The 23,442-nt window shown below is 64.3% G+C and carries 22 protein-coding genes; 15 read left to right on the top strand and 7 right to left on the bottom strand.

What is annotated here, in order from left to right; genetic code table 11:
• Nucleotides 1-108: 108 nt before the first annotated feature.
• Entirely contained in the window at nucleotides 109-1,071 is a 963-nt protein-coding gene (locus CupriaWKF_RS20135; protein ID WP_276099037.1) for an IS5 family transposase, read from the top strand.
• Nucleotides 1,072-1,312: 241 nt separating this feature from the next.
• On the opposite strand, the gene CupriaWKF_RS20130 is transcribed toward CupriaWKF_RS20135, so the two are convergent.
• A complete protein-coding gene (locus CupriaWKF_RS20130) occupies nucleotides 1,313-3,442 on the bottom strand; it encodes an acetate--CoA ligase family protein (RefSeq protein WP_276103333.1) in 2,130 nt (709 codons plus the stop codon).
• Nucleotides 3,443-3,689: 247 nt separating this feature from the next.
• Between CupriaWKF_RS20130 and CupriaWKF_RS20125 the strand changes: the two genes are divergently transcribed.
• Both CupriaWKF_RS20125 and CupriaWKF_RS20120 read left to right on the top strand, forming a co-directional pair.
• Nucleotides 3,690-5,360, top strand: coding sequence for a phospholipase D family protein (locus tag CupriaWKF_RS20125; protein ID WP_276102531.1), 1,671 nt, complete (start codon nucleotides 3,690-3,692; stop codon nucleotides 5,358-5,360).
• Between the two features lie 138 nt (nucleotides 5,361-5,498).
• Nucleotides 5,499-6,584 (top strand): Zn-dependent alcohol dehydrogenase, encoded by a 1,086-nt coding sequence (locus CupriaWKF_RS20120; protein WP_276102530.1) that lies wholly within the window; start codon nucleotides 5,499-5,501, stop codon nucleotides 6,582-6,584.
• A gap of 21 nt (nucleotides 6,585-6,605) precedes the next feature.
• Here CupriaWKF_RS20120 and CupriaWKF_RS20115 read toward each other — a convergent pair whose 3' ends face one another.
• From CupriaWKF_RS20115 to CupriaWKF_RS20100, 4 genes are all read right to left on the bottom strand, one after another.
• Nucleotides 6,606-7,544 carry a LysR family transcriptional regulator gene (locus CupriaWKF_RS20115; protein WP_276102529.1) on the bottom strand — a complete coding sequence of 313 codons (939 nt, stop codon included), beginning with the start codon at nucleotides 7,542-7,544 and terminating at the stop codon, nucleotides 6,606-6,608.
• 167 nt (nucleotides 7,545-7,711) lie between these two features.
• A complete protein-coding gene (locus tag CupriaWKF_RS20110) occupies nucleotides 7,712-8,218 on the bottom strand; it encodes a hypothetical protein (protein ID WP_276102528.1) in 507 nt (168 codons plus the stop codon).
• Nucleotides 8,219-8,247: 29 nt separating this feature from the next.
• A complete protein-coding gene (locus CupriaWKF_RS20105) occupies nucleotides 8,248-8,937 on the bottom strand; it encodes a helix-turn-helix transcriptional regulator (RefSeq protein WP_276102527.1) in 690 nt (229 codons plus the stop codon).
• 44 nt (nucleotides 8,938-8,981) lie between these two features.
• Complete coding sequence (locus CupriaWKF_RS20100; RefSeq protein ID WP_276102526.1) at nucleotides 8,982-9,848, bottom strand: hypothetical protein; 867 nt, start codon at nucleotides 9,846-9,848, stop codon at nucleotides 8,982-8,984.
• A 304-nt stretch (nucleotides 9,849-10,152) separates the two neighbouring features.
• Between CupriaWKF_RS20100 and CupriaWKF_RS20095 the strand changes: the two genes are divergently transcribed.
• Genes CupriaWKF_RS20095 through CupriaWKF_RS20080 form a run of 4 tightly spaced genes read left to right on the top strand, consistent with a single transcriptional unit; the run spans nucleotide 10,153 to nucleotide 13,745 of the window.
• Complete coding sequence (locus tag CupriaWKF_RS20095) at nucleotides 10,153-10,854, top strand: paraquat-inducible protein A (protein WP_276102525.1); 702 nt, start codon at nucleotides 10,153-10,155, stop codon at nucleotides 10,852-10,854.
• Nucleotides 10,851-11,525, top strand: a complete 675-nt coding sequence (locus CupriaWKF_RS20090; protein WP_276102524.1) for a paraquat-inducible protein A — start codon at nucleotides 10,851-10,853, stop codon at nucleotides 11,523-11,525. The genes CupriaWKF_RS20095 and CupriaWKF_RS20090 overlap by 4 nt, the downstream gene beginning before the upstream one ends.
• The gene (locus CupriaWKF_RS20085; protein WP_276102523.1) at nucleotides 11,509-13,140 is read left to right on the top strand and encodes an MlaD family protein; all 1,632 of its coding nucleotides are present in this window, start codon (nucleotides 11,509-11,511) and stop codon (nucleotides 13,138-13,140) included. Before CupriaWKF_RS20090 ends, CupriaWKF_RS20085 begins: the two co-directional genes overlap by 17 nt.
• A complete protein-coding gene (locus CupriaWKF_RS20080) occupies nucleotides 13,137-13,745 on the top strand; it encodes a PqiC family protein (RefSeq protein ID WP_276102522.1) in 609 nt (202 codons plus the stop codon). Before CupriaWKF_RS20085 ends, CupriaWKF_RS20080 begins: the two co-directional genes overlap by 4 nt.
• Nucleotides 13,746-13,871: 126 nt before the next feature.
• Here CupriaWKF_RS20080 and CupriaWKF_RS20075 read toward each other — a convergent pair whose 3' ends face one another.
• Entirely contained in the window at nucleotides 13,872-14,492 is a 621-nt protein-coding gene (locus tag CupriaWKF_RS20075) for an FMN-dependent NADH-azoreductase (RefSeq protein ID WP_276102521.1), read from the bottom strand.
• Between the two features lie 212 nt (nucleotides 14,493-14,704).
• Between CupriaWKF_RS20075 and CupriaWKF_RS20070 the strand changes: the two genes are divergently transcribed.
• A complete protein-coding gene (locus tag CupriaWKF_RS20070) occupies nucleotides 14,705-15,091 on the top strand; it encodes a helix-turn-helix domain-containing protein (protein WP_276103332.1) in 387 nt (128 codons plus the stop codon).
• A gap of 182 nt (nucleotides 15,092-15,273) precedes the next feature.
• On the opposite strand, the gene CupriaWKF_RS20065 is transcribed toward CupriaWKF_RS20070, so the two are convergent.
• Entirely contained in the window at nucleotides 15,274-16,449 is a 1,176-nt protein-coding gene (locus CupriaWKF_RS20065) for a porin (protein ID WP_346348623.1), read from the bottom strand.
• 575 nt (nucleotides 16,450-17,024) lie between these two features.
• Here CupriaWKF_RS20065 and CupriaWKF_RS20060 point away from each other — a divergent pair.
• From CupriaWKF_RS20060 to fdxA, 7 genes are read left to right on the top strand one after another with little or no spacing between them, the layout of a single operon-like run.
• Complete coding sequence (locus CupriaWKF_RS20060) at nucleotides 17,025-18,023, top strand: ABC transporter substrate-binding protein (RefSeq protein ID WP_346348622.1); 999 nt, start codon at nucleotides 17,025-17,027, stop codon at nucleotides 18,021-18,023.
• 3 nt (nucleotides 18,024-18,026) lie between these two features.
• Nucleotides 18,027-18,863, top strand: coding sequence for an ABC transporter ATP-binding protein (locus tag CupriaWKF_RS20055; RefSeq protein ID WP_276102519.1), 837 nt, complete (start codon nucleotides 18,027-18,029; stop codon nucleotides 18,861-18,863).
• Complete coding sequence (locus CupriaWKF_RS20050; RefSeq protein WP_276102518.1) at nucleotides 18,863-19,702, top strand: ABC transporter permease; 840 nt, start codon at nucleotides 18,863-18,865, stop codon at nucleotides 19,700-19,702. Before CupriaWKF_RS20055 ends, CupriaWKF_RS20050 begins: the two co-directional genes overlap by 1 nt.
• Nucleotides 19,703-19,747: 45 nt before the next feature.
• Nucleotides 19,748-21,130: an FAD-dependent oxidoreductase gene (locus CupriaWKF_RS20045; RefSeq protein ID WP_276102517.1), complete on the top strand. Its 1,383-nt coding sequence runs from the start codon at nucleotides 19,748-19,750 to the stop codon at nucleotides 21,128-21,130.
• Nucleotides 21,127-22,317 carry a CoA transferase gene (locus CupriaWKF_RS20040; RefSeq protein WP_276102516.1) on the top strand — a complete coding sequence of 397 codons (1,191 nt, stop codon included), beginning with the start codon at nucleotides 21,127-21,129 and terminating at the stop codon, nucleotides 22,315-22,317. Before CupriaWKF_RS20045 ends, CupriaWKF_RS20040 begins: the two co-directional genes overlap by 4 nt.
• Complete coding sequence (locus tag CupriaWKF_RS20035; RefSeq protein ID WP_276102515.1) at nucleotides 22,314-23,087, top strand: enoyl-CoA hydratase-related protein; 774 nt, start codon at nucleotides 22,314-22,316, stop codon at nucleotides 23,085-23,087. The genes CupriaWKF_RS20040 and CupriaWKF_RS20035 overlap by 4 nt, the downstream gene beginning before the upstream one ends.
• Complete coding sequence (gene fdxA / locus CupriaWKF_RS20030) at nucleotides 23,087-23,422, top strand: ferredoxin (RefSeq protein ID WP_276102514.1); 336 nt, start codon at nucleotides 23,087-23,089, stop codon at nucleotides 23,420-23,422. The genes CupriaWKF_RS20035 and fdxA overlap by 1 nt, the downstream gene beginning before the upstream one ends.
• Nucleotides 23,423-23,442 lie beyond the last annotated feature (20 nt).

Genomic DNA, 23,442 nt, shown 5'->3' with positions numbered 1-23,442 from the left:
CCCGCGGAAAAATACTTAAAACGCCACCCGTGCGCTCTAGGGATGCTCTGCACAATTAGCCGGCGGATGTGCTTGCAATGAATCGTCGAGCCAGCGAGCATGTAGCGCATGAAGCAAACTGACCTTGGACTGAACTTGTCGACCAAGCGCACCCGCAAGCGCGAATTTCTGGACGAGATGAACCGCGTGGTGCCGTGGGCCGATCTGGTGATGCTGATCGCTCCGTACGCCCCGGAGGGCAAGCGCGGCCGTCCCCCGTTCGCGGTCGAGGCAATGCTGCGCATCCACTTTCTTCAACAATGGTTCGGCCTGTCGGACCCGGCGATGGAAGAAGCGCTGCACGACGTGCCGCTGTATCGGGAGTTCGCCGGGCTGGACAACTGGACGGTGAGGCTGCCCGACGAGAGCACCATCCTGCGGTTCCGTCACCTGCTGGAGAGGCACAAGCTGGCCGCTCAGATTCTCGCGCTGGTAAACGACATCCTTCGCGACAAGGGATTGATGCTGCGCGCGGGCACGGTGGTGGACGCGACGCTGATCAGCGCACCGAGTTCGACCAAGAATGCGTCGGGCGAACGCGACCCGGAGATGCACCAGAGTAAGAAAGGAAACCAGTGGTATTTCGGCATGAAAGCGCACATTGGCGTGGACGCCGAAAGCGGGCTGGTGCACACGGTGCGGGGCACGGCTGGCAACATCAACGACGTGGTTGAGGCCAACAGCCTGCTGCATGGCGAGGAAACCGACGCGTTTGGCGATGCGGGTTATCAGGGCGTGGAGAAGCGTCCTGACGCGCGGGCGGACGTGAACTGGCACGTGGCGATGAAGCCAGGCAAACGTCGCGTTCTGGACCAAAGCAAACCGCTTGGCGCGCTCGTCGATCAAGTCGAGCGAATCAAGGCGGGCATCCGGGCCAAGGTCGAGCATCCGTTCCGGGTCATCAAGCGGCAGTTCGGCTACACCAAGGTCCGCTATCGAGGGCTGAGGAAGAACACCGCGCAAGTCATGACCTTGTTCGCGCTGTCCAACTTGTGGATGGCGCGCGGCAAACTGCTGGCTGCTGAGGCATGAGCGCGTTTCAGGCTCATGCCGATGCCTCGCGCGTAGCCCGCGAGTGCTGCTCCGCGCGTGCCAGACAGCTTCGCCCCGGGCTGACAGGTTGGCGTCGTGGCGCATTCAGCTTCCTGTTAAACGGCCAAGCACACTCGATTCGCGTTTGTGCAGAGCATCCCTAGCTCTACTCCGCAGGCTGCCGGTTCGTCAGGTTGTTCAACGGCGCCCGCCACGCGGTGTCGGCGTTCGGGTTGCCGGGCTATTGCTCGTTCAGAACAATCAATGCATCCAATGCCACCGCGCCTTGGCCTTGTTGGCGGACCAGCAGCGGGTTCACTTCCATTTCGCCGACCCGGTCGCCCAGCGCCATGGCGGCGTCCGATAGTGCGGAGATGGCGGCCGCGGCGGCTTCGATATCGGCGGCGGGCTTGCCGCGGAAGCCGGTCATCAGGCGGTAGCCGCGCAGGCTCGACAGCATCTCGTGCGCCATGGTGCGGTCTACCGGCAGCAGGCGGTGCGCGACGTCGTGGAAGATTTCGGTGAAGATGCCGCCCAGCCCCACCGTCATGGCCGGCCCGAACACCGGATCGCGCGTCACGCCGACGATCAGCTCGCACACGCCGCTGGCCATCTTCTGCACCAGCACGCCGCGTTGCTCGGCCAGCGGCATTGCCTTCACCGCATTGGCAACGACTTCGCCAGCAGCCGTGCGCACCTGCTGCGCATCCGCCAGGCCCAGCCGCACGCCGCCGGCCTCGGTCTTGTGCGCGATGTCCGGGCTCAGCACCTTGACCACGACCGGATAGCCGATGCGCTCGGCCGCGCTGGCGGCCTCGTCTGGCGTGGCGGCGACGGCTTCGTCGCCGATCGGCACGCCAAAGCCGGACAGCCACAGCTTGGCCTGGTGCTCGTCCGTGGACGCCGCGGGCAGATAGCCGGCGGCGCCCATGCAAGCCTGGGCGCGCAGGTCCATCCAGCGCGCCGTCGGCGCGGCCGTGCCGAGCCAGCCTACGTAGGTGCCGAGCGCCTGCGCGGCACGCGCGACGTCGGGGAACAGTGCCACGCCGGCCGCTGCCAGCCGCTGCCGGCTGGCGGGCTCGCCGGTGGTTGCCACCGCGATCAGGCGCCTGGTCTTCGCGGCCACTTCGATCAGCTCGTCGGCGACGCGGTCGAGCAGGTAGGCCGTGGCGTAGAGAAAGATGACGTCCGTGCCGCCATCGGCGGCCAGGTTGTCCAGCACCGCATAGGCCAGGCCATCGCGGTTGAAAAGCTGCCCCGTCATGTCGACCGGGTTGGCCACGCCGCCGATCTCGGGCACCGCGGCCTGCAGGCGCTGCTGCATTGCATCCGACAGGCGCGGCACTTCCAGGCCCGCGGCGCTGAGCAGGTCGGCCGACAGCGCGCCCATGGCGCCCGACACCGATGCCACCACCACGCGGCGCCCGGCGCTGCGCTGGCGGAAGCCCGACAGGTAGGCCAGGTCGGTCAGGTGCGCCGGGTCGCGCGCCTGCATGGCGCCGAGCTGCGCGAAGGCCGCGCGGTAGATGGCCTGGTTGCCGGCCAGTACCGCCGTGTGCGATTGCGTGGCGCCGGAGCCGGCCTCGCTTTCGCCAGCCTTGAGCACGATCAGCGGTTTGCCGGCGGCGCGCAGCCGCGCGGCGGCATCAATGAAGCGGGGACCATTGCGCAGGCCTTCGACGTAGCCGACCACGGCGCCGGTCTGCGCCTCATCGGCCAGGTAGTCCAGGTAGTCGGCATAGTCGAGGCAGGCTTCGTTGCCGGTGTTGATGAACTGGTGGAAGCCCACGTCCATCTGGCGGCCGGTGGCGTAGACGATGGCGCAGACGTTGCCGCTTTGCGTCAGCAGGCTGACATGGCCGGGACCGTCCTGGGGCGGAAAGGCGCGGAAGGTGGTGGCGAACGCGGTGATCGCGCGCGTGGTCAGGTTGGCCAGGCCCATGCAGTTGGGGCCGGCGATGGCCATGCCGGTTTCGCGCGCGAAGGCGGTCAGCCCGGCCTGGCGGGCCACGCCGGCCGCGCCGGCTTCGGCAAAGCCCGAGGCATAGAGGATCGCCGCGCGGATGCCCACGGCGTGGCAGCGCCGCAGTTGCGGCAGGACTTCATCAGCGCCGAGCGCGAGTACGGCCACATCGGGCGTCGCCGGCAGCGACTCGACATCCGGGTAGCACGCCAGCCCGGCGATTTCCGCATAGCGCGGATTGACCGGATAGACCGTGCCCCGGTAGCCAAGGCGCTGCAGGTGGTCCAGCGCCACGCCGCCGATGCGGCTGGTGTCGCGCGAGGCGCCGATGATGGCAATGGAAGCGGGTTCCAGCAGCCGGGACAGGGCGGCGCGGTCTGGGCGGGACGCCGTAGCGGTAAGGGTCATCATCATCTCCATCCTTCCTGTGCCGGAAGGTGGAGCGATTCAAGCCCATGGTGGCGGGCCGCGGCAAGCAACGCGGCCCAGACTGTGCATATTGTGAACGGAGTGGGTGCGGACGCCGTGGACATGCTGCGCCGCAATGTGGCCTGACGGCTACCTCTGCCTGCGCGCGGCGGTGTATCTTGTGAGATATCGGAGCCGCGTCCCATGCGGGCGGCCGGCGCCTGCGCGGCGTTGCGGAGACAACCCAATGCACCCAAACTGCAATGCGTCCAGCCTGTCGCCAACCTTGACGGGTCCGGCGCACGCCTGGCGTGGCTGGCGAGCCTGCCGGCGGCGCCTGGCCACAGTTGCCACGGCAATCGCCTGCGCCGGTGCACTGGCCGGCTGTGCGAGCTTGCCAGCCTCCGCCGAGCGCACGCCCTCAAGCGCCCCGGCCGTGACCACGGACACGCCGCTGGGCAAGGCGCTGGCACCACGCCTGGCGCAGCATCCGGGCGAGTCGCTGTTCTACCCGCTGTCGACCGGCCCCGACGCGCTTACCGCGCGCCTTGCCATGGCGCGCGCCGCGCAGCGCAGCCTGGACCTGCAGACCTATATCTTCGAGCCCACGGGCACCGGCGCCGCCGTGCTCGGCGACATCATCGATGCCGCCGACCGCGGCGTGCGCGTGCGCGTGCTGCTGGACGACTTGCATACCAGCGGCCTGGACAAGGTGCTGGCCGCGATCGACTCGCATCCCAATATCGAGGTCAGGCTGTTCAATCCGTTCGCCAACCGCGGCGCGCGCTGGCTGGAGATGCTGTGGAGCTTCAACCGGCTGGACCGCCGCATGCACAACAAGTCGATGACGGTGGACAACCAGATCTCGCTGGTGGGCGGGCGCAACGTGGGCGATGCCTATTTTTCCGCGCGCATCGACATGGATTTCAGCGACCTCGACGTGCTCGTCGCGGGGCCGGCGGTGCCGCAGGTGTCGGCGGTGTTCGACGAATACTGGAACGATGTCTCGTCCTACCCCGTGGTGGCGCTGATCCCGGAAGGCAAGGACGCGCCCGCTGAGATGCGCGCCCTGCGCAAGCGCCTCGAAGCGCGCGGCGATCGGGCGAAGGCCAGCCCCTATGTGCAGGAGCTGCTCGATTCGGGCCTGGCGAAGGGCATCGAAAGCGGCCACATGCCGGCCTACACCGGCAAGGCCACCGTGGTATCTGACAAGGCCAGCAAGATCACCGAGCAGACCCCGGGCGACGGCTATGCCACGGTACGCCTGGAGCGCCTGATCAGTGCGGCGAAGAACGAGGTGGTGCTGGTGTCGCCCTATTTCGTGCCGGACGATGACGGCGAGGCGTGGCTCGTCGCGATGGCGAAGCGCGGCATCCATGTGCGCGTCCTGACCAATTCCTTTGCCGCGACCGACGTGAGTGCCGTGCATGCGGGCTACGCGCCCCACCGCGAGGCGCTGGTGGCGGCCGGCGTCGAGCTGTACGAACTGAAGCCGAGCGCCTATGCCGAACTCGCGCAGCGCGGCAAGGGTGGCGGCTCGGGCCCGAACTCGCGCGCGTGGCTGGCGTTGAGCCGCGCGAGCCTGCATGCCAAGAACTACATCGTCGACCAGCACCTGGTGTTTATCGGCTCGCTCAACATGGACCCCCGCTCGGCCAAGCTCAATACCGAGATGGGCGTGGTGCTGGACAGCGCTGCACTGGCCCAGCGAATCCTGAAAGGCATGAACGATGGCCTGCTCGATATCACCTACCGGGTCGAACTGCGCCAGAACCCGGACGGCAGTTCGCGCCATCTTGTCTGGGTCACGCGCGAGCAGGGCCAGCTGAAGACCTACGAGAGCGAACCGGGCATGGGTCCGCTGGAACACCTCGGCATCGGCTTGCTGCGCGTGCTCCCGATTAAGGAAGAACTCTGAGCTTGGGGGGATGCTGCACAGCGTCATACATGAATCGCCGATCGGCGGTAATGTCGGCGTCTGCGCCCCGGAACCCACTGGCGGCCGCCTGCGCTGCCCCCGGGCAGCATCGCGAGCGGCCCGTACACAAGGAGATCCATGAAAGCCGCTGTCCTGCATCAACCCAAGTCCCCGCTGGTGATCGAAGACGTCGCAATCGGCAAGCCCGGCCCGCATGAAGTACTGGTGCGTACCGCTGCCGTTGGCGTGTGCCATTCCGACCTGCATTTCCTCGATGGCGCCTACCCGTACCCGATGCCCGCCGTGCTCGGGCACGAAGCCGCCGGCGTGGTGGAGCAGGTCGGCGAGCTGGTGCGCACGGTCCGGCCCGGCGATCACGTGATCACGTGCCTGTCGGCCTACTGCGGTCATTGCGAGCACTGCCTGACGGGGCACCTGTCGCTGTGCACCGAGCCCGATACGCGCCGCGGAGAAAGCGAAGCGCCGCGCCTGGCCGCGCACCGCGGCGGCGTGATGAACCAGTTCCTCAATCTTTCCGCGTTCGCGGAACAAATGCTTGTGCACGAACACGCGCTGGTAGCGATTCGCCGCGACATGCCGCTGGATCGCGCCGCGCTGATCGGTTGCGCGGTCACCACCGGCTTCGGCGCGGTGGTGCATACCGCGCGCGTGCAGCCCGGCGAAACCGTGGCCGTCATTGGCTGCGGCGGCATCGGGCTGGCCACCATCAATGGCGCCGCCATTGCGGGTGCGGGGCGCATCATCGCCATTGACCGCGTGCCGGGAAAGCTGGAGCTGGCGCGACAGTTCGGGGCGACCGACGTCGTCGAGGCCGGCGAGGATACGGTGGAAGCGGTACGCGCGCTGACCGGTGGGGGCGTTCACCACGCGTTCGAGGCCATCGGCCTCAAGCAGACCGCCGAGCAGGCCTTCGCCATGCTGCGCCGTGGCGGCACGGCGACGGTGATCGGCATGATCGCGCCGGGGGTGAAGATCGAGCTCAAGGGCAGCGACTTCCTTTCTGAGAAGAAGATCCAGGGTTCTCTGATGGGATCCAACCGTTTCCCGGTGGATATGCCGCGCATGGTCGATTTCTACATGGCGGGGCGGCTCAAGCTGGACGAGCTGATTTCGCGGCGCCTGCCACTGGAAGGCATCAACGGCGCGTTCGATGAACTGCGCCGCGGGGAACTGGCCCGGTCGGTGGTGGTGTTCGGGGACTGAGCGATCCGGGGCAGGCCGGCTTCACGCCTGCACCGCCTCCCGCTTCCTGCCCGCCGGCCGCCTCGTTTCAGGCACTCCCAGCGTCTGCTCCAGCACGTCCAGGAACACGCGCACGCTGGCCGGCATCAGCTTGCGCGCCGGCATCAGCACGTAGACCTTCAGCGGTGACGACGCATAGGCTGGCAGCACGCGCACGAGCTGCCCCTGCTGGACCTGCTCGTGCACGAAGCGCGGCGACAGGCGCGCCACGCCCAGGCCGTCGATGGCGGCCTTCAGGCGCAGCTCGGCGTTATGCGTGCAGATGCGCGGCTCGACATCCAGGCGCGCGGTTTCCACATCGTCGCGCAGGAATTCCCAGAAGTGATCGTCGGCATTGCCGAGCGTGGGCCAGCCGGTCAGGTCCTGCGGGGTGCGCGGCAGGCCGCGGTCGCGGATCAGGGAAGGCGCGGCATAGAAGCCGCGCTCGATCAGCACGACCCGCTTGCTGGCGAACGAGGTGTCCTGCAGCCGGGTGTTGGTCATGACAAAAGCCAGGTCGTAGCCGTGGCGGATCAGGTCGGGCTGGTCCCAGCTCACGTCCACATGGACGCGCAGGCGCGGATGCAGCCGCATCAGGCGGCTGAGCCCTTCGGACAGGTGCTGCGACCCGACTTCGTACGGCGTGGAGATGCGCAGCACGCCGCAGACTTCATCACTGACCGACGCCGCTTCCGCGCTGATCTCATGCAGCTCGGCGAACAGCGGCGCCACGCGGTCATAGAGCCGCTGGCCGCGCTCGGTCACGCGCACGCGCCGCGTGGTCCGTTCGAACAGCCGCACGCCAAGCTGGCTCTCCAGCCGCGCCACCGCCGCGCTGGCCGATGACTTGGGCACGTCGGCCAGTTCCGCTCCCTGGGTAAAGCCGCCGCCTTCCACAACGCGGCAGAATATCTCCCAATCCTTCCATTCGATCGTCTTCATGCGGTGCCCCGGCGTCAGCAGCGCCCCGGATGAATTTCCGGCCAGCTGAAATGGCAGAAGGGGGCGCTTGCGGCCAGATTGTCCCACAGCGTGGACAATGGCGCTGCGCCGCTTGCGCAATGAGCGCCTGGCCGATATCGGTCAGGCAGGCGTGCCGGACAGCCGCTTCAGTAGGGCTGGTCGCCAGGACGGATACTGAAGCCGAGTGTATCGGCGATATCCGTCATCTCTTCATCGTCCTCGCTACGCGTGATCCAGCCGCCGTAGGCATCGCCCTCCGTGTCCCAGTTCCACAGCGTGTAGCCGGCTACGCGCAGTTGCCGGTGGGCCAGCTCCATCAGCTCGGGCACGCTGGTGCTATCCAGGAAGCTCTCATCCTCGGGGTCTTCGCTGCCCCAGTCGATTTCCAGGTCCAGGCGCTCGCAAAGCTGGTTCATGCAGCCGATGAAGGACTGGCAGTCCTTCCAGTCGACGAAGAAGCCCGACTGCCAGTCGATCACCTCGCGGATCACCCATAGCAGCTCCTGGCCCTCGGTGTCGTCGTCTTCGGCATCCAGCAGCGCGTCTTCGAACAGCGCGGCCTGCGCTGCGCTCTGCGCGATATCGCCAAGGTTGATCAGTGCGAAAAAGCGGTGGAGCGCGTCCTGTTTATCTTCGTCCAGTGGTGTGACCATTTTCTGTTTCCTTGTTTGATTCTTGCCATTCAGGCGGCAATGCCGACGATCTCGCGCTGGCCGCGCGGCGTAACCCGCAGCGCGCGCGATGTCGGCGTGGCCTCCACCCAGCCGCGCTGCAGCAGGCTGCCGAGCAGCGCGGCACCGAGCGCGCCGCCAAGGTGGGGCTTGCGCTCGCTCCAGTCGGGACAGGTGCAGGCGAACTGGCGCCGCTTGCGGCGTGCCGCTGCCACGTCGATGCCAAGCCGCAACATGGCTTGCGTGCCATCGCCGCTCAGGTCCACGGCATTGCCGTCGACCAGCAGCCAGCCCGCCCGCGTCATGCGATCGAACAGCGCCACCGCGAGTTCGCCGGCCAGGTGATCGTAGCAGGTGCGTGCCTGCCTCAGCGCGGGCGGCGCCGTACGCGACACCGGCACATCGCGCAGCCGCGGCGGACGGCTCGCCAGCGAGGCCGAGGCCAGCGCCTCGATGGCGACGCCGATCTCGGGCGCGGCCAGCCGGTAGTAGCGATTGCGTCCGCGCGTCTCAACGGCCAGCAGCCCGCCTTCACTGAGCCGGGTCAGATGTCCGCTCGCGGACGAGGCGGACAGGCCCGCAATCAGCGCCAGTTCGCCAGCCGGGCGTGCGCTGCCGTCCATCAGCGCCCACAGCATGGCCGCGCGGCCAGGGTCGGCCAGCAGGCCGGCCAGCTGGCTGATGCCTGGGGTGTATTCCATGATTCAGCATGAGGTGAAGGATGGAATGGAGTATAGGCGTCTTTTCAATGATGATCGGTCGCGCGCAAGTGTCTCCCTGTGCAACCGGATGGATCGCCGAGCCCCACGAAGCTTAGCGATTCTCCGCTGGGCTCTGCTTTGACAAATTCGGCTTCCTGGATCATGGATTGGAGGAGCAACTCCAATGGAGCACAGGAAACCTTGAAGATGCCGTGATAAGGGTGTGTTAATTCCAGGATGAGAAAGCTGGCACTGGCTATGGCGATAGCGCCTAGCAGCATAAAGATCAACGCGACCATATGTCCGCCGCTGAAGCTTCCATAGAGAAAGAACAGCAGGCACGCCCATCCAAATACAATGACAAGCAGTAAAGCTGGAACTTGATTCGAGAGACTGCGAACAATATTGGATTGGACGCTGACAAAATTGCTGGAATAGTCGCGAAGTGCTTTTATGTCATCGCGACTCATGTTCTTGAATCCGACCGATATATCGTTTATCTCAAGCAGTTTTCCGACATCCTCTGATACTTGATTGTAGGTGATCTGACCACCATGCCTGTGACCATTCTTTGGCCAATAGCGGCCCAGAAGGTCGACAACGAGCTCACGCAATATCATTCTGGGACGTGCTGACACGTCAGGGAAGTGCTTTAGCAAAAGATCGATATTGGCTATTGCGCTGACGAGCGAGTTCAGATCCGCCTGGTGGTTGTTGAATGCGGCATAAGAGGAAGATACAAGCAGACCAAGAACAATGGCGAATAGCGTTCCAATCAATGATGAGATTGACCTGATTGCGTCTATCGAAAGGTCAATATCTATCGGGAACAGTGTGTGCGCATAAACGCCTGCAATTGCACAGAAGAAATTAATCAGGGCAATAGCGAAACAGCGTCGGAAGATACTCATCAAATTCGTCCACTATCTTACTGGTATAAAGTGAAAGCGCGATCACACCGCCAGTGACCTGTTTGGCCTTGGGGGAAGTGCGGCAGCTCAGAGGTCATCCCGACCCCGTGAGACGCGGGGGTGGCCGCACCGGAGTAAGTGCGTATTGCGGCATACCCGCGACGCCGGCCGCTTCGCACCGACGCTTTGCTTTATATAATACACCAAACGTCATGATGACAAACTAGTCAGTTTGTAGCAGAATGCCGGGATGTTGAAAAATTCGAGTGGGCTTGCTCACGGCTTGCCTTCTGCACCCGCGCCCATGACCATTCCCGGACACTCCGTGCATCAGAACCGCATCCGGCTGCGAGCCCGACGACAAGGCTCGCAACGGCTGGTCGCCTGTGAGTACTGCGACGCTCTCCATACGCGCGTGGCGCTGAAGCCGGGCGAACGTGCGGCGTGCGTTCGCTGTGGCGGTGCGCTATATCGCGACGGCTCCCGTATCTATCGGCGCCTGCTGCCGCTCGTGGTGACCGCCCTGATCCTGTTTCTGATCTCGAACGCATGCCCGATTGTGGTGATGGAACTCAAGGGGGCGCGCACCGAGACGACACTATGGGGCGCAGTACAGGCACTCTGCGCGGACGACATGGCGATAGTGGCGATGCTTGTGTTCGCCACGACGATCCTGCTTCCGTTGGTCGAGTTGCTCCTGATGTGCTACCTGCTTGTGCCGATGGCGCGACAGCGCAAGCCCGTCGGCTTCGAGCGCATTGTGCGTGGTATCCGCCAGACGCGTCCGTGGGGAATGATCGAAGTGTTCATGATCGGTGTGCTGGTCACCGTGGTGAAGCTCTCCACCATTGCGCAGGTACTGCCGGGTGTGGCCCTTTGGTCGTTCGGCGCGCTTGTTGCCGTGCTTGCCGCCATCCTGTCCTTTGACCCGCGCGAATTGTGGCACCACCTCGACGCGCACGGTACCTACGATGTGCCGCCCTCCCGGCCGGATGCCGCATCATGAACGCGATTCAATCGCCTCACGCTACCGCCACATCGTGCGGACTGCTGTCATGCCACGCTTGCGACCTGCTCAGTCCAATGGCGCTTGAGGGCGAACCGTGTCCGCGCTGTGGCGCCGTACTGCATCATCGGAAGCCGGGCGGCGTGACGCGCGCCTGGGCCTTCCTGCTGGCTGCCTACTTGCTGTATATCCCCGCCAATCTGCTGCCGATCATGGTGACGCAGTCGATTTTCGGCACACAGCGCGACACCATCATGTCCGGCGTGGTCTATCTGTGGCTGTCCGGTTCGCACATGCTGGCCCTCGTGGTGCTGATCGCCAGCGTTATCGTACCGCTGGTCAAGATGGTGATCCTGACGCTGTTGCTGCTATCGGTTCGCCGCAAATCGAGCTGGCGCATCCGCGAGCAGACCCGGCTCTATGCACTCGTCGAAATCATCGGCCGGTGGTCCATGCTTGACATTTTCGTGGTGGCGCTGCTGGCCTCGCTGGTGCGGGTCGGGACTCTGGCCACGATCGCGCCAGGGGGCGGGGCCGTCGCCTTTGCCTCGGTCGTAGTACTGACCATGCTGTCGTCACTGAGCTTCGATCCCCGCTTGTTGTGGGATGCACTCGAGACGTCGCCGTCTACCATCCAATATCCGCACACCGACTATGCCGGAACACACTGATCGTCTCCTGCCCGCGGGCCTGCCGCAGCCTGAACGCAAGCCTCCTGCGCGTTGGCTACCTTCCATCGTCTGGCTGATCCCCATCGTTGCGGCGGTGGTCGGGCTTTCGCTGCTCGTCAGCGCACTTGTTTCGCGTGGGCCCGAGATCACTGTCACATTTCGTACTGCCGAAGGCCTGACTCCCGGAAAAACACCAGTGCGCTACAAGGACCTCGATATCGGCGTAGTCAAGTCGGCGCGGCTGGCAGCGGACCGCTCTCACGTGATCGCGACAGTTGCTCTCACCAAGGATGCCAAGAGCTTCGCCGTCGCCGACACACGTTTCTGGGTGGTTCGGCCGCGCTTTGCCATCAGCGGCGTGTCCGGTCTGGAGACGCTGCTGTCCGGCGCATACATCGGAGTGGATGCGGGCAGGTCTACCGAGACGTCCCACAAGTTCACCGGGCTCGAAGCTCCGCCCGTTATCACCACGGACTCCTCGGGCAGGCAGTTCGTGCTCCGTGCGCAAGACCTGGGCTCGCTCGATATCGGCTCGCCGCTCTTCTTTCGTCGCGTGCAGGTCGGCCATGTCGTGGCGTATCAGCTCGAGCCGAACGGCCGCGACATCACGCTGCGGGTCTTCGTCAACAAGCCATATGACAAGCTTGTCACCGCCGATACGCGCTTCTGGCACGCCAGCGGGGTCGACCTCAAGCTCGACGCGAACGGGCTGAAGTTGTCCACCCAGTCGCTTGTCACCGTGATGCTTGGCGGCGTCGCGTTCCAGGCGCCGGAGCATTCGACCGTGCGAACCTCGGCCGCGGAGAACACCGAGTTCCTCCTGGCGGCAGATCAGTCCGAAGCCATGAAGGAACCGGAGGAACTTGCCCCGGCGCTGGCTGTGCTCAACTTCGACCAGTCCGTGCGCGGACTGTCTCCAGGTGCGCCGGTCGATTTCCGTGGCGTAACGGTTGGGCAGGTACGCTCGATCGGGATCGAATACCAGAGTGACAAGAAGGCTTTCCGCATGCCCGTCGTGGTGGAGCTATATCCGTCTCGCATGGGTCTTCACGAGAAGGATGTGGCTGACGACATGCGCAAACGCGCCATCGTGCAAAGCCTGGTACAGCGTGGCATGCGGGCGCAGCTGCGCACCGGCAACCTGCTGACCGGCCAGCTGTTTGTGGCGCTCGATTTCTTCCCGAAGGCGTCTTTGCCGACTGATCTGGATCTGAACGCATCGCTGCCTGAACTCCCGACCACACCCGGTGCCTTCGACGAGCTGCAAGCGAAGCTTGGCGACATCGTGACCAAGATGGGCAAGGTGCCGTTCGACCAGATTGGACAGGACGCCCGTACGGCGATGGTGTCCATGAACAAGATGCTCGTCAACGCGGACAAGCTGGTGACACAGGTCAATGGCGACGTGGCTCCACAGGTGCTCGCCGCGCTGCACGATGCGCGCCGTACGCTCGCCACGGCCAATGAAGCGCTGGGGCCGGACGCCTCACTGCAGCAGGATACGCGACGAATGATGCAGGAACTCACCCGAACGGCGGCTTCGCTGCGCATGCTCACCGACTATCTCGAGCAGCATCCGGAAGCACTACTGAGCGGAAAAAGGGAAGAGAAATGATGAAACGTCTGACGAAACTGGTTCCACTGGCCGTTGCGGCCGCCGCCTTGATGAACGGCTGCGCCTCTCCTGAGCCACGCTACTACACGCTGGCCACGGATTCCACGAACGCCGCGACGGACGTGGGCAGGCGAGACAGTCGGACGGAACATCCGCTATGGATCGAGGTCAGGCCGGTACGGGTGCCGGAACGCCTGAACCGGACTCAGCTGGTGGTGCGTGACGGTAGCACTGGTGGCGTCAAGCTGTTCGACACATCGCGCTGGACGTCACCATTGCCGGATGAACTACGTGATGCGTTGTCACAGCGACTTCAATCGACCCTTGATGCGGTGGATGTCTACCAGCAGGGCGTGTCCGCGACGCAACCAGCGTTCCGCGTGGCAACGGAAGTGGTCAGCCTTGATGCCGAAGTGGGTAAGCGTGCCGCGGCAACGATCACTTGGACCGTGCGGCGACTGCCGGACGGTAAGGTCCTGAGCGGCCGCACCGAAGCAGAAGCGCCCGCTCCGGGGCAGCTCGATGGCGTGGTACAGGCATATCGCCAGATCCTCGCCGCGACTGCAGCCGACATAGCAGCCGGCGTGCAATCCTTTGCCCGCTAGTCGTGAATCGCCTGCAAGAGGTCACTGAGCATGGCAGTTTCACGTGATCAAGCCATTCTGGCGGAGATGGCGAAACCACTGTCATCGTTTTTCACCGTCTCCTTTGGATCCATGAAGCGGTTGCTTTCAGGCTACGAGCAAATCGTCGATCTTTCGCTGGGCCTGTTCGATAGCGACCTGCCTCTGCTCGGCTCCGACCGACACCCCTTCGGCGGCAACGACTTCGAGCCGGGATATGCCAACGAAGGAGAATACGCTTCGCAGATAGGCTTCTGCGTGCTCCAGCGCAGCGTTGGGCGAACCTGTTCCGTAGAATCCGCCTCGGGCGATAGCCAGCACGATGCGCTTATCGCCGGCGAGTCCTTCCGGTCCTCCGGCCGTATAGCGAAAGGTCTTTCCCGCAACGGCAATGCGGTCAATCCAGGCCTTCAGCTGGCTGGCGATACCGAAGTTGTAGAACGCGACACCAATGACAACAATGTCCGCCGCCAAGAATTCTTCGAGGATGGTGCGTCCCAGCTCAATATCTTGCAGAAGCTCTGCGCTGTTCGCCGATGCAGGATCCAGGGACGCAGCCAGATATGCGCCGGACAAGTGTGGAATGGTTGTGGTGGCGAGGTCACGGTATATGACATCGGCCTCCGGATGCGCGGTCTTGAACCTGTCGATAATGGCGGCCGACAGGGTACGGCTTACGGAATTGCCTCCAAGGATGCTGGAGTCAATGTGAAGAAGCTTCGTGGTCACTCGGGAATCTCCAATGTAGGGCGGACCATCGCGGCGTTGAACCATCCAAATTCAATGGGTGCGATTGCGTGATGGCTTGCACCCAACATACCGAGCTTTAGCATCCGCTACAAGAAGGCACACCGATGTTACCTGCGACCAATCAACAGGAGTTAGACAACGCCACTGGCATTGTCGTTGACCACAAGGGTACCTTGCCCGGCATATCGGACATGGGGACTGAGTATCCCGGAGCCTGCCAGCGAGCGGGCGCGGTCCTGGTCCGCATCGGCGACAAGTGGAGCGTCCTGATCCTCATGCGCCTGGCCACCGGCAGAATGCGATACAACGAACTGAAGCGCCAGCTTGGCGGCATCTCGCAGCGGATGCTGACACTGACGTTAAGGGGATTGGAGCGGGATGGACTCGTCGCCCGAACCGTTTACGGTACGGTTCCGCCTCGCGTCGACTACGCGTTGACCTCGCTCGGTCACTCGCTAAGGAGACCCTTGGAGGAACTTGGCCTTTGGGCCGTTGCGCATCTCTCGGACATTGAACAGGCGAGGCACGAGTTTGACCTCCGTAGCCATGCTAATCCGGAATGTGCAGGCGGCGGCTGAGGATTCCAATGGCCTGCTCCATCAACACGGGCAGCTTGGCCATCCGCCATCGGCCGTCACTTTGGCGAGCGCGGCATTGAGGGCGCGGGTGAAATCCACCTCGCCCTCGCTGGCGGCGTAGCAGGACTCGCGAATGGCGGCAATTCGGCCATCAGCCGTTGGGCTCCGCCTGGGTCGCACAGTCAGAACTTGTGCCGCATCCCCACAACGGCGGTGACCTGACTTTTCGTCGACGATGGGGCCAGGGTGTAGATCTGCGCGAACTTTGCGTCTCCCGCGGCGCGCTGGTAAATGCCGACCAGGAAGAGGTCGGTGCGCTTGCTCAGGAAATAGTCAGCGCCAAGGTTCACCTGGTGCCACTGCGGCATGGTGCCCGTCGGCTGATATTCACCCCAGGTGAATATGTAGGCCGCCCCGAGCAGCAGGTTGGGCGTGATGTAGTCAGTCAGGGAAAACTCGGCATTGTTCAGCGTCAGGTGCGTATTGTCGAGGTAGTCGAATCGGACATTGGTGTAAAGCAGTGAAGTCCCCACCTTCCCGAACTGATAGGCCCCGCCGGTGCCAAAGATTCGCTGATGATTGACCTTTGCACCATTGGTCGGGCTGGTGACGAACGGCGAGCTGAATCCGTAATCTCCCACTACCGCGCCGGACTGATTGCTGGCGGCATTGGGTGTGTTCAGCTCTTCGTACGCCATGCCAAGCGACAAATCGCCTGCCTTGTACGATGCGCCGAAGCTGAACGCATTGTTCGACTTGAAGTTGCCCGGCTGCTCGCCAAGGCTGAGCATGCCGGAAACCTGGAAGCCGCCGTATGACGGGCTCTTGTAGGCGATCGTATTGTTGACGCGAAAGGTATTGAAGACGTTGTCGCTATCACCGATGTGCGTGCCAAACGCGGCGAACTGTGTCCCCGACTCATAGGGCCACAAGGTAGCCGCCGGCAGATCGTACTGGCGGCCCAGCGTGACGGTACCCAGTTCAGGCGATTGCAGACCGATGAAGGCCTGTCGGCCGAACAGGCGACCGCCTTGGGAAAGGGTGCCCGTATCAATGGCAAAGCCACCTTCCAGGGTGAAGAAGGCGATGTTGCCGCCGCCAAGTTCTTCCGTGCCTCGCATCCCCCAGCGTGGCGTCTGCATCGGCCCGTTCGGCATCTGCACCTGGGAATGGCCGTTCTGGTTATTGGCATAGAGGATGCCAGTGGAAATTAACCCGTACAAGTTCACGCCGGCTTCAGCCCGCGCTGCCGAGCAGCCCAGCAGGAGTGAGGTGGCGAGGATGGCAGTTCGCTTCATGGTTACCTTTTCTTCTGTGAAAAACGGTTGAACACGCTTCTCCCGTGCGCCGCGGCGCATGGGTTCTGCGTAGTGGAAGCTGAGCTGGGAGGGGAGTCGTCTGCGGCGAGTGACTAGCCCGCAGTATTCACAGGGGGAAGCGGCACCGGTCCGGCGCCTGCGCGACAGGTTTGCTGGGGCCGACGATCGTCTTGATCCTGGCACGGATGCAGCTCCCGTACCGATGCGTGATGCCCGTTCGGGCGCATGGGTCTTTTTGATGGCCAGTGTGCATGCCTGTTTCCTCTGAATCTCTTATCGATGAGATTTGGACGGATTCTCCGCGCGGAATCTGTCTTGTGGGAAGCATCGTTTTTGACGAGGCCCGAGCGAATTTATTGCGCGGGAGTACCTCGGCAGCGCTGATTTTTGCACCGGCACGAGGCATGGATGGCACCGTCCATGGGAGCCTTCGCACCATTGTTGCGCGATCTAATTTTGGCATCGCCATTGCTCTAATAATGATTCTTGTTAGAGCACTAGGCGGCCATCAGAATAGGCCCGTCGCAGCAATGTCTCGCGAACGCGGCAGGGAAAATTGATACGCAATTCAAGGAGATGAGATGGCAGTTCCAGAGAATCCACAGCGCCGACGCGTGATCCAGACAGCGTTCTTGGCCGGCGGGCTGGCTGCTTCCGGCACAATGCTGTCGGTGCGCGCCCTTGCCGCCGACAAGGCGGCTGTCAGCATGCAACTGGGCTGGGTACCGGGCGGCAATCAGGTAGGTGAAGTCGTGGCAAAGCGACTCGGTTACTACGAACAGGAAGGTATTGATTTCAGCATCATGCCGGGCGGGCCGAATATCGATGGCGTTGCCATCGTGGCCTCCGGCCGGGGCGAGGTCGGGCAGATCTCGTCGAGTCCGTCGATCATGCTGGCAGTGTCGGAAGGCCTGCCCGTCAAATGCTTCGCGGTGGGCCTGCAGCAGCATCCCTACGCTTTCTTTTCGCTGAAGAAGTCACCCATTCGCACGCCGCAGGACATGATCGGCAAGCGAATCGGCATCCAAGCAACCGGTATGGTGCTGCTCAAAGCCCTGCTGGCCAAGCACAAGATTCCCGAAAGCCAGGTCAACATCGTGCCGGTCGGCGTCGACATGATGCCGCTACTGAGCGGGCGCGTGGATGCTGTCACCGGCTGGCAGACCAACGTTTCGGCGCTCAAGACACTGGGTGCGGACCGCGTCGAGCTGAGCCTGTGGGATTCCGGGGTGCGGCTCTATGCGCTGCCTTACTACGCCCATACCGACACGCTGCGCAAGCATCCCGAAGTGCTGCAGCGCTTCCTGCGCGCGACCGCGCGTGGCTGGATTCAGGCCCACAAGAACCGCGATCAGGCCACTGACCTTCTGGTCAGGGAATTTCCCACACTGAACCGCGCCGATGAGCGTGCGGCGATCGACACGTTCATGAACTACGCCTTTCAAAAAGAGGGAAGCACGCACGGATGGGGCAGCATGGACGCGGCAGTGTGGCAGGAGCAGATCTCGCTTTACGCCCAGCTTGGCCAGTTCCGCGCGCGCACGCCCAAAGTTGAGGACGTCATGACCATGGACGTCCTGAAAGCCACGCAATCCGCCAGAGTCATAGCCTGAACGATGCAAGCGATCCTACCGGAGACCGTCGGCGCGGCGCGCGCCGTCAACACCCCGCTCGTGCGCGACACAGATGCGGGACTCTCAATCCAGTGCCGTAACGTCAACGTCCGCTTCTTTACCGACCGGCGCAGCACGACTGCCATCGAGGGCCTGAGCCTCGACGTGGCCAGGGGCGAGTTCCTGACCCTGCTCGGCCCGTCGGGGTGCGGCAAGTCCACCTTCCTGCGTGTTATCGCCGACCTGGTCAAGCCCAGCCGTGGTCAGATTCGCGTGCTCGACGAAACGCCGGCCGTGGCACGCGCCAGGCGCGATATCGGATTCGTGTTCCAGGACGCCGCACTGCTGCCGTGGCGCACGGCGCTGCAGAATGTGGAGCTGCCCCTGGAGGTCGCCAAGGGCAAGTCCCGCGCGGGCAAGGCTACGCCGCGCGAATTGCTGGAACTGGTTGGCCTCAAGGGACGTGAAGACGCCTATCCACACGAGATGTCGGGTGGCATGCGGCAGCGAGTGGCGATCGCACGCGCGCTTGTCAGCGACCCCCGCATCCTGTTGATGGACGAACCCTTCGGCGCCCTTGACGAGATCACCCGCGACCGCCTGAACGAGGAACTGCGCCGCGTCTGGCGCGAGCTGGGCCTGACCATCCTGTTCGTCACGCACAGCATCTATGAGGCCGCCTTCCTCGGCCAGCGTGTGCTGCTGCTTGCGGCCAATCCTGGCCGGGTCAGGGAAATCGTGCCGGTCACGCTGACCGAGGACCGCACCCTCGACATTCGCGAGACAACCGAGTTCGTACAACTATCCGCCCATTTGCGGCGCGTGCTGGAGACCTGCTGATGAGTGCCACGGAAATGAAGGTGGGCCTGGCCGCCACCGGAGCGGACCCCGAAGCCGACGCCTACCGCGCCAGTCGCCGCCGGCGCCTGTGGCGTGCGCGGGCGCTGCCCGCACTCGGCATTGCCGCGTTGGCATTCACGTGGTGGGTAGTGGTCGCGGGCTTCGACATCAAGCCTTTCATCGCCCCTTCGCCCGGCCTGGTGCTGCAGACGCTGTTCGACAAGCGCGACATCCTGCTGCAGAACCTCATTCCGACCGCAACCGAAGCCGTGGGTGGCTTCCTGCTGGGCAACCTGATGGCCATCGTGCTGGCAACGGTGTTCGTCCACAACCGGACTTTGCAGGATATCTTCTACCCGGTCGCCGTGATGATCAATTCGATCCCGGTGGTGGCCAAAGCGCCGATCCTGGTGCTGATCATGGGCAATGGCATCGCGCCCAAGATCACCATTGCCGCCATCGTGTGCTTCTTCCCCACCCTAGTGAACATGGTACGCGGGCTGGAGGCGGTCAACCCGCAGTCGCTCGAACTGATGCAGGTCCTTTCCGCCAGCAGGCGCGAGATCTTCTTCAAGCTGCGCCTGTTCAATTCTCTGCCATACCTGTTTTCGGCGCTGCGCATCGCGGCTTCTATGTCGGTCATCGGCGCCGTGGTGGGTGAGTGGATCGGCGCCACCGAAGGCATCGGCGCCATGATCATCCAGGCCACCTACGCGTTTGACTCCGCTTTGCTGTACGCGGCCATCCTCATGAGCGCGGCCCTGTCCGGCATGTTCTTTCTCGTCATCGCGGCGCTTGAGCGCCGGATCATCAAATGGCAACCGGCGAGTGCCCACTGAGCGCCCGCCGGGCATCGCCCGACAACAACGATTCCAAGGACAAGCATGAACAAAATCAATGACTGGATCCGCCAGCCCGCCAGGGATGTGCGCGTGGCGGCGCAGGCCAATGTGGTGGTGGTGGGTGGCGGCCCTGCCGGCCTGTCCGCCGCGCTGGCGGCGGCGCGCAACGGTGCACGCACCATCCTGCTGGAGCGCTACAACCATCTGGGCGGACTGGCGTCGGGCGGCATGGTGTTGGTGCTTGACGATATGTGGGACAGCCACCTGCAGGAAATCTCGGTACGCGGCAACTGCATGACCATGATCGAACGCATGGCTGCCGTGGGTCTGGCGCGCTTTCCGCGCGCCGACGAGTGGGGTGACGACCCCGCGGCCTACCGGCGCTGGGGGCGCTGGGGCACCTTTGACTTCCACAGCCAGAAGACGCCCCACCCGATCTGCTTTGCCGCGGCCTTTGATCCCGACGCCTACAAGCGCGTGGCGCTGGAGATGGTGCAGGAAGCCGGCATCGAGCTGCGCCTGCATTCCTGGTTCTCGCAGACGCTGGTGGAAGACGGCAAGGTCAGGGGCGTGATCTGCGAGACCAAGAGCGGCCGCGAAGCGATCCTCGCCGACGTGGTGATCGACACCACCGGCGACCTCGATGTCGCCGCCTCCGCCGGCGCGCCGCATATCGGCGGCAGCTATATCACCACCACCGTGTTCCGCCTTGGCGGCGTCGACACGGAAGCAGCCGAGCGCTTCGAGCGCGAGGAGCCGGAAACCTACGCCGAGCTCGACCGCCAGGTCAAGCGGGTCCTGGGCGGTTCCTGGGGCCTGTGGTGGCTGAAAACCCCGCTGCCGGGCGTGGTGTGGTGCAACTGCCCGCATATGGCCGGCATCGACGGCCTCAAGGCGGAAGACCTGACGCGTGCGGAGATCCAGGGCCGCAAGCATATCCACGCGGTGGTCGATTTCGTGCGCGAGAAGATGCCCGGCTTCGAGCAGTGCTATGTCATCGACGTGGCGCCGCAGACCGGCGTGCGCCAGACCCGCCTGCTCGACGGCGAGTATATGATGTCCAAGGAAGACGTGGCCCAGCGCGCGCGCTTTGACGACAGCATCGCGCGCGGCCGCGATTACTACATGCCTTATCGCGTGCTGCTGCCCAAGCAGGTCGATAACCTGCTGGTGGCAGGGCGCCACTATTCCGCCACCTCCCAGGCGCAAAAGATCTCGCGCGAGATCCCGCCTTGCATGGCCATGGGCGAAGCCGCCGGCGTGGCCGCCGCGCTGGCGCTGAATGCCGGGGTCTCGGTGCGCGACGTGGATGTGCGCGCGGTACAGAAGACGCTTCGCGCGCAAGGCGCAGACCCCGGTGACCAGACCGGACGCAATGCCGATGTTCCGGCCCTGGCGACTTATGTGCAGGTGGAGGCAGCATGACCACGCAAGCCATGCAAAGGAATCTCCCGCTCAGCGGCGTCCGCGTGATCGACTTCACCCAGGTCATGATGGGGCCGGTCTGCACGCAGACCCTGGCTGACTATGGCGCGGATGTCATCAAGATCGAACGCGAGGGGGCCGGGGATCTCAGCCGGTCCACCTTCGAGCCGGTTGCGGGCGCCGACAACCCGATCTTCTGCAGCCTGAACCGCAACAAGCGCAGCGTCGCGCTGAACCTGCGCGATCCGAACGCGATGGACCAGGTCAAGGCACTGATTGCCGGCGCCGACGTGGTGGTCAACAATTTCCGCGCGGGCGTGATGGAGCGCATGGGCCTGTCCTATGAGGCATGCCGCGAGATGAATCCCCGGATCATCTATGCGGTGGGCACCGGCTTTGGCGAAAGCGGGCCCTATGCGCACAAGGGCGGCCAGGACGTTCTTGCGCAAGCCATCACGGGCTTGATGGCGCGCCGTGCCGACGAGTCGCTGCCGGTTTCGGTCTACCCGACCGCGCTGGCCGACTATTCCGCGGGCATGCACATGGTCCAGGGGGTGCTGCTGGCGCTGCTGGACCGGGCCCGCACCGGCGAAGGGCAGAAGATCAGCGTCTCGCTCTACAACTCGATGCTCGCCATGCAGATGCAGGAGGCGGCCATGATCATGATGGAGGACTCGGAGGTCAACTGGGCGGCCATGCCACTATCGGGGGCGTTTGAGGCCACGAACGGACCGCTGGTGATGGTCGGCGCCTTCAAGGAGAACCCGTTGCGCGATATCTGTGCAGCGCTGGAACTCGAAGACCTCTCGGCCGATCCCCGTTACAGCGACCTCGGCCAGCAGTTCCTGAACAAGGCCGCGTTGCAGGCCACCCTGCGCGAGCGCTTCGCCAGCAATACGCGCGAGCACTGGCTGGCCCGGCTGGAAGCGCAGGACATCCTGTGCGCTCCGGTGCGCGACCTGCGCGAGGCGCTGGTCGATCCCCAGACCCACCACAACGGGATGCTGCTGGAAGGGCAGGGCGAAGGCCAGCAGGTCCGGTTCATCAACAGCCCGATCAGCATGTCGGGCGCACGCGTGACGCTGCGCCGCGCGCCCCCCCGGCTTGGCCAGCACAACCAGGAAGTACTGGCGGAGTTGGCCGGCCACGCCGGCACGCCGGTGGCGACGGAAACGGAGGCATCATGAGCGTCAGTCTGCAAGTCGGGAACTATGTCGCAACGGTCACGCTGTCGCGCCCGGACGTCCTGAACGCTGTCGACCTCGCTACCGAAGCCGAACTGCAGGCCATCTGGACCGAACTCGAGCGTCGCGACGATGTGCGCGTGGTGGTGCTGACCGGCGCCGGGGAGCGCGCGTTCTGCGTGGGCGCGGACCTGAAGAATCCCGCTACCACGGGCCTCGAATACTGGGGCGCTTCGCGTCCCGGTGGCTTCGGCGGGATTGCGCTGCGGGAATCGCTGAACCTGCCGGTCATCGCGCGCGTCAACGGCTTTGCGCTGGGTGGCGGCTTCGAGATGGTGCTGGGCTGCGATATCGTCGTGGCATGCGAGGAAGCGAGCTTCGGCTTGCCCGAAGCCCTGGTCGGGCGCATGCCGCTGGACGGTGGCATGACCCTGCTGCAGCGCCAGATTCCCTATCGCCAGGCCATGGCGATGCTGCTTACCGGCAAGCGCGTATCAGCGCGGGAAGCCGAGGGAATGGGGCTGATCAACGAAGTCGTGCCGCGCGCACAGCTGGACGACGCGGTGCAACGCTGGATCGGTGCCTTGCTGGCGTGCGCACCGCTGTCGCAGCAGGCCATCAAGCAGGTCGTGCGCCGCACCGCCACGCTGTCGCCGTCCGATGCGCAGGCGCTGCGGCTGCCGGCGCTGGTCAGCGCCCTGCAGTCCGAAGACGCGCACGAGGGCGTGCTGGCCTTCCAGCAAAAACGCAAGCCTGTGTGGCGGGGTCGGTGATGGCCTACGTCATTGCTTCGGGCTGCATCGACATCAAGGACCGCGCCTGTGTCCAGTGCTGCCCGGTCGACTGCATCTACGAGGGTGGGCGTACCCTGTACATCCATCCGGACGAGTGCATCAGCTGCGGCATCTGCGTCTCGGTATGCCCGACCGAAGCGATCCACGCGGACAACGAACTGCCGGAAGCGGAGGTGGTCTTTGCCGCCGTCAACCGGGAGTTCTTCGGCCCGGCGGTCAGCGGCATCGGTTCGCCGGGCGGCGCCGACTACATCGGGCCGGTCGCGTGCGATCATCCCGTGGTGTCAGCGTATCCCACTGCAGTGCGGGCCTAGGCCCCCAGAAGGTCCCGGCG

It is taken from the genome of Cupriavidus sp. WKF15 (genome assembly GCF_029278605.1).
Taxonomy (GTDB): Bacteria; Pseudomonadota; Gammaproteobacteria; order Burkholderiales; family Burkholderiaceae; genus Cupriavidus.
Note: the sequence above shows the minus strand (reverse complement) of the source record. Positions and strands in the feature narration are given on the sequence as shown.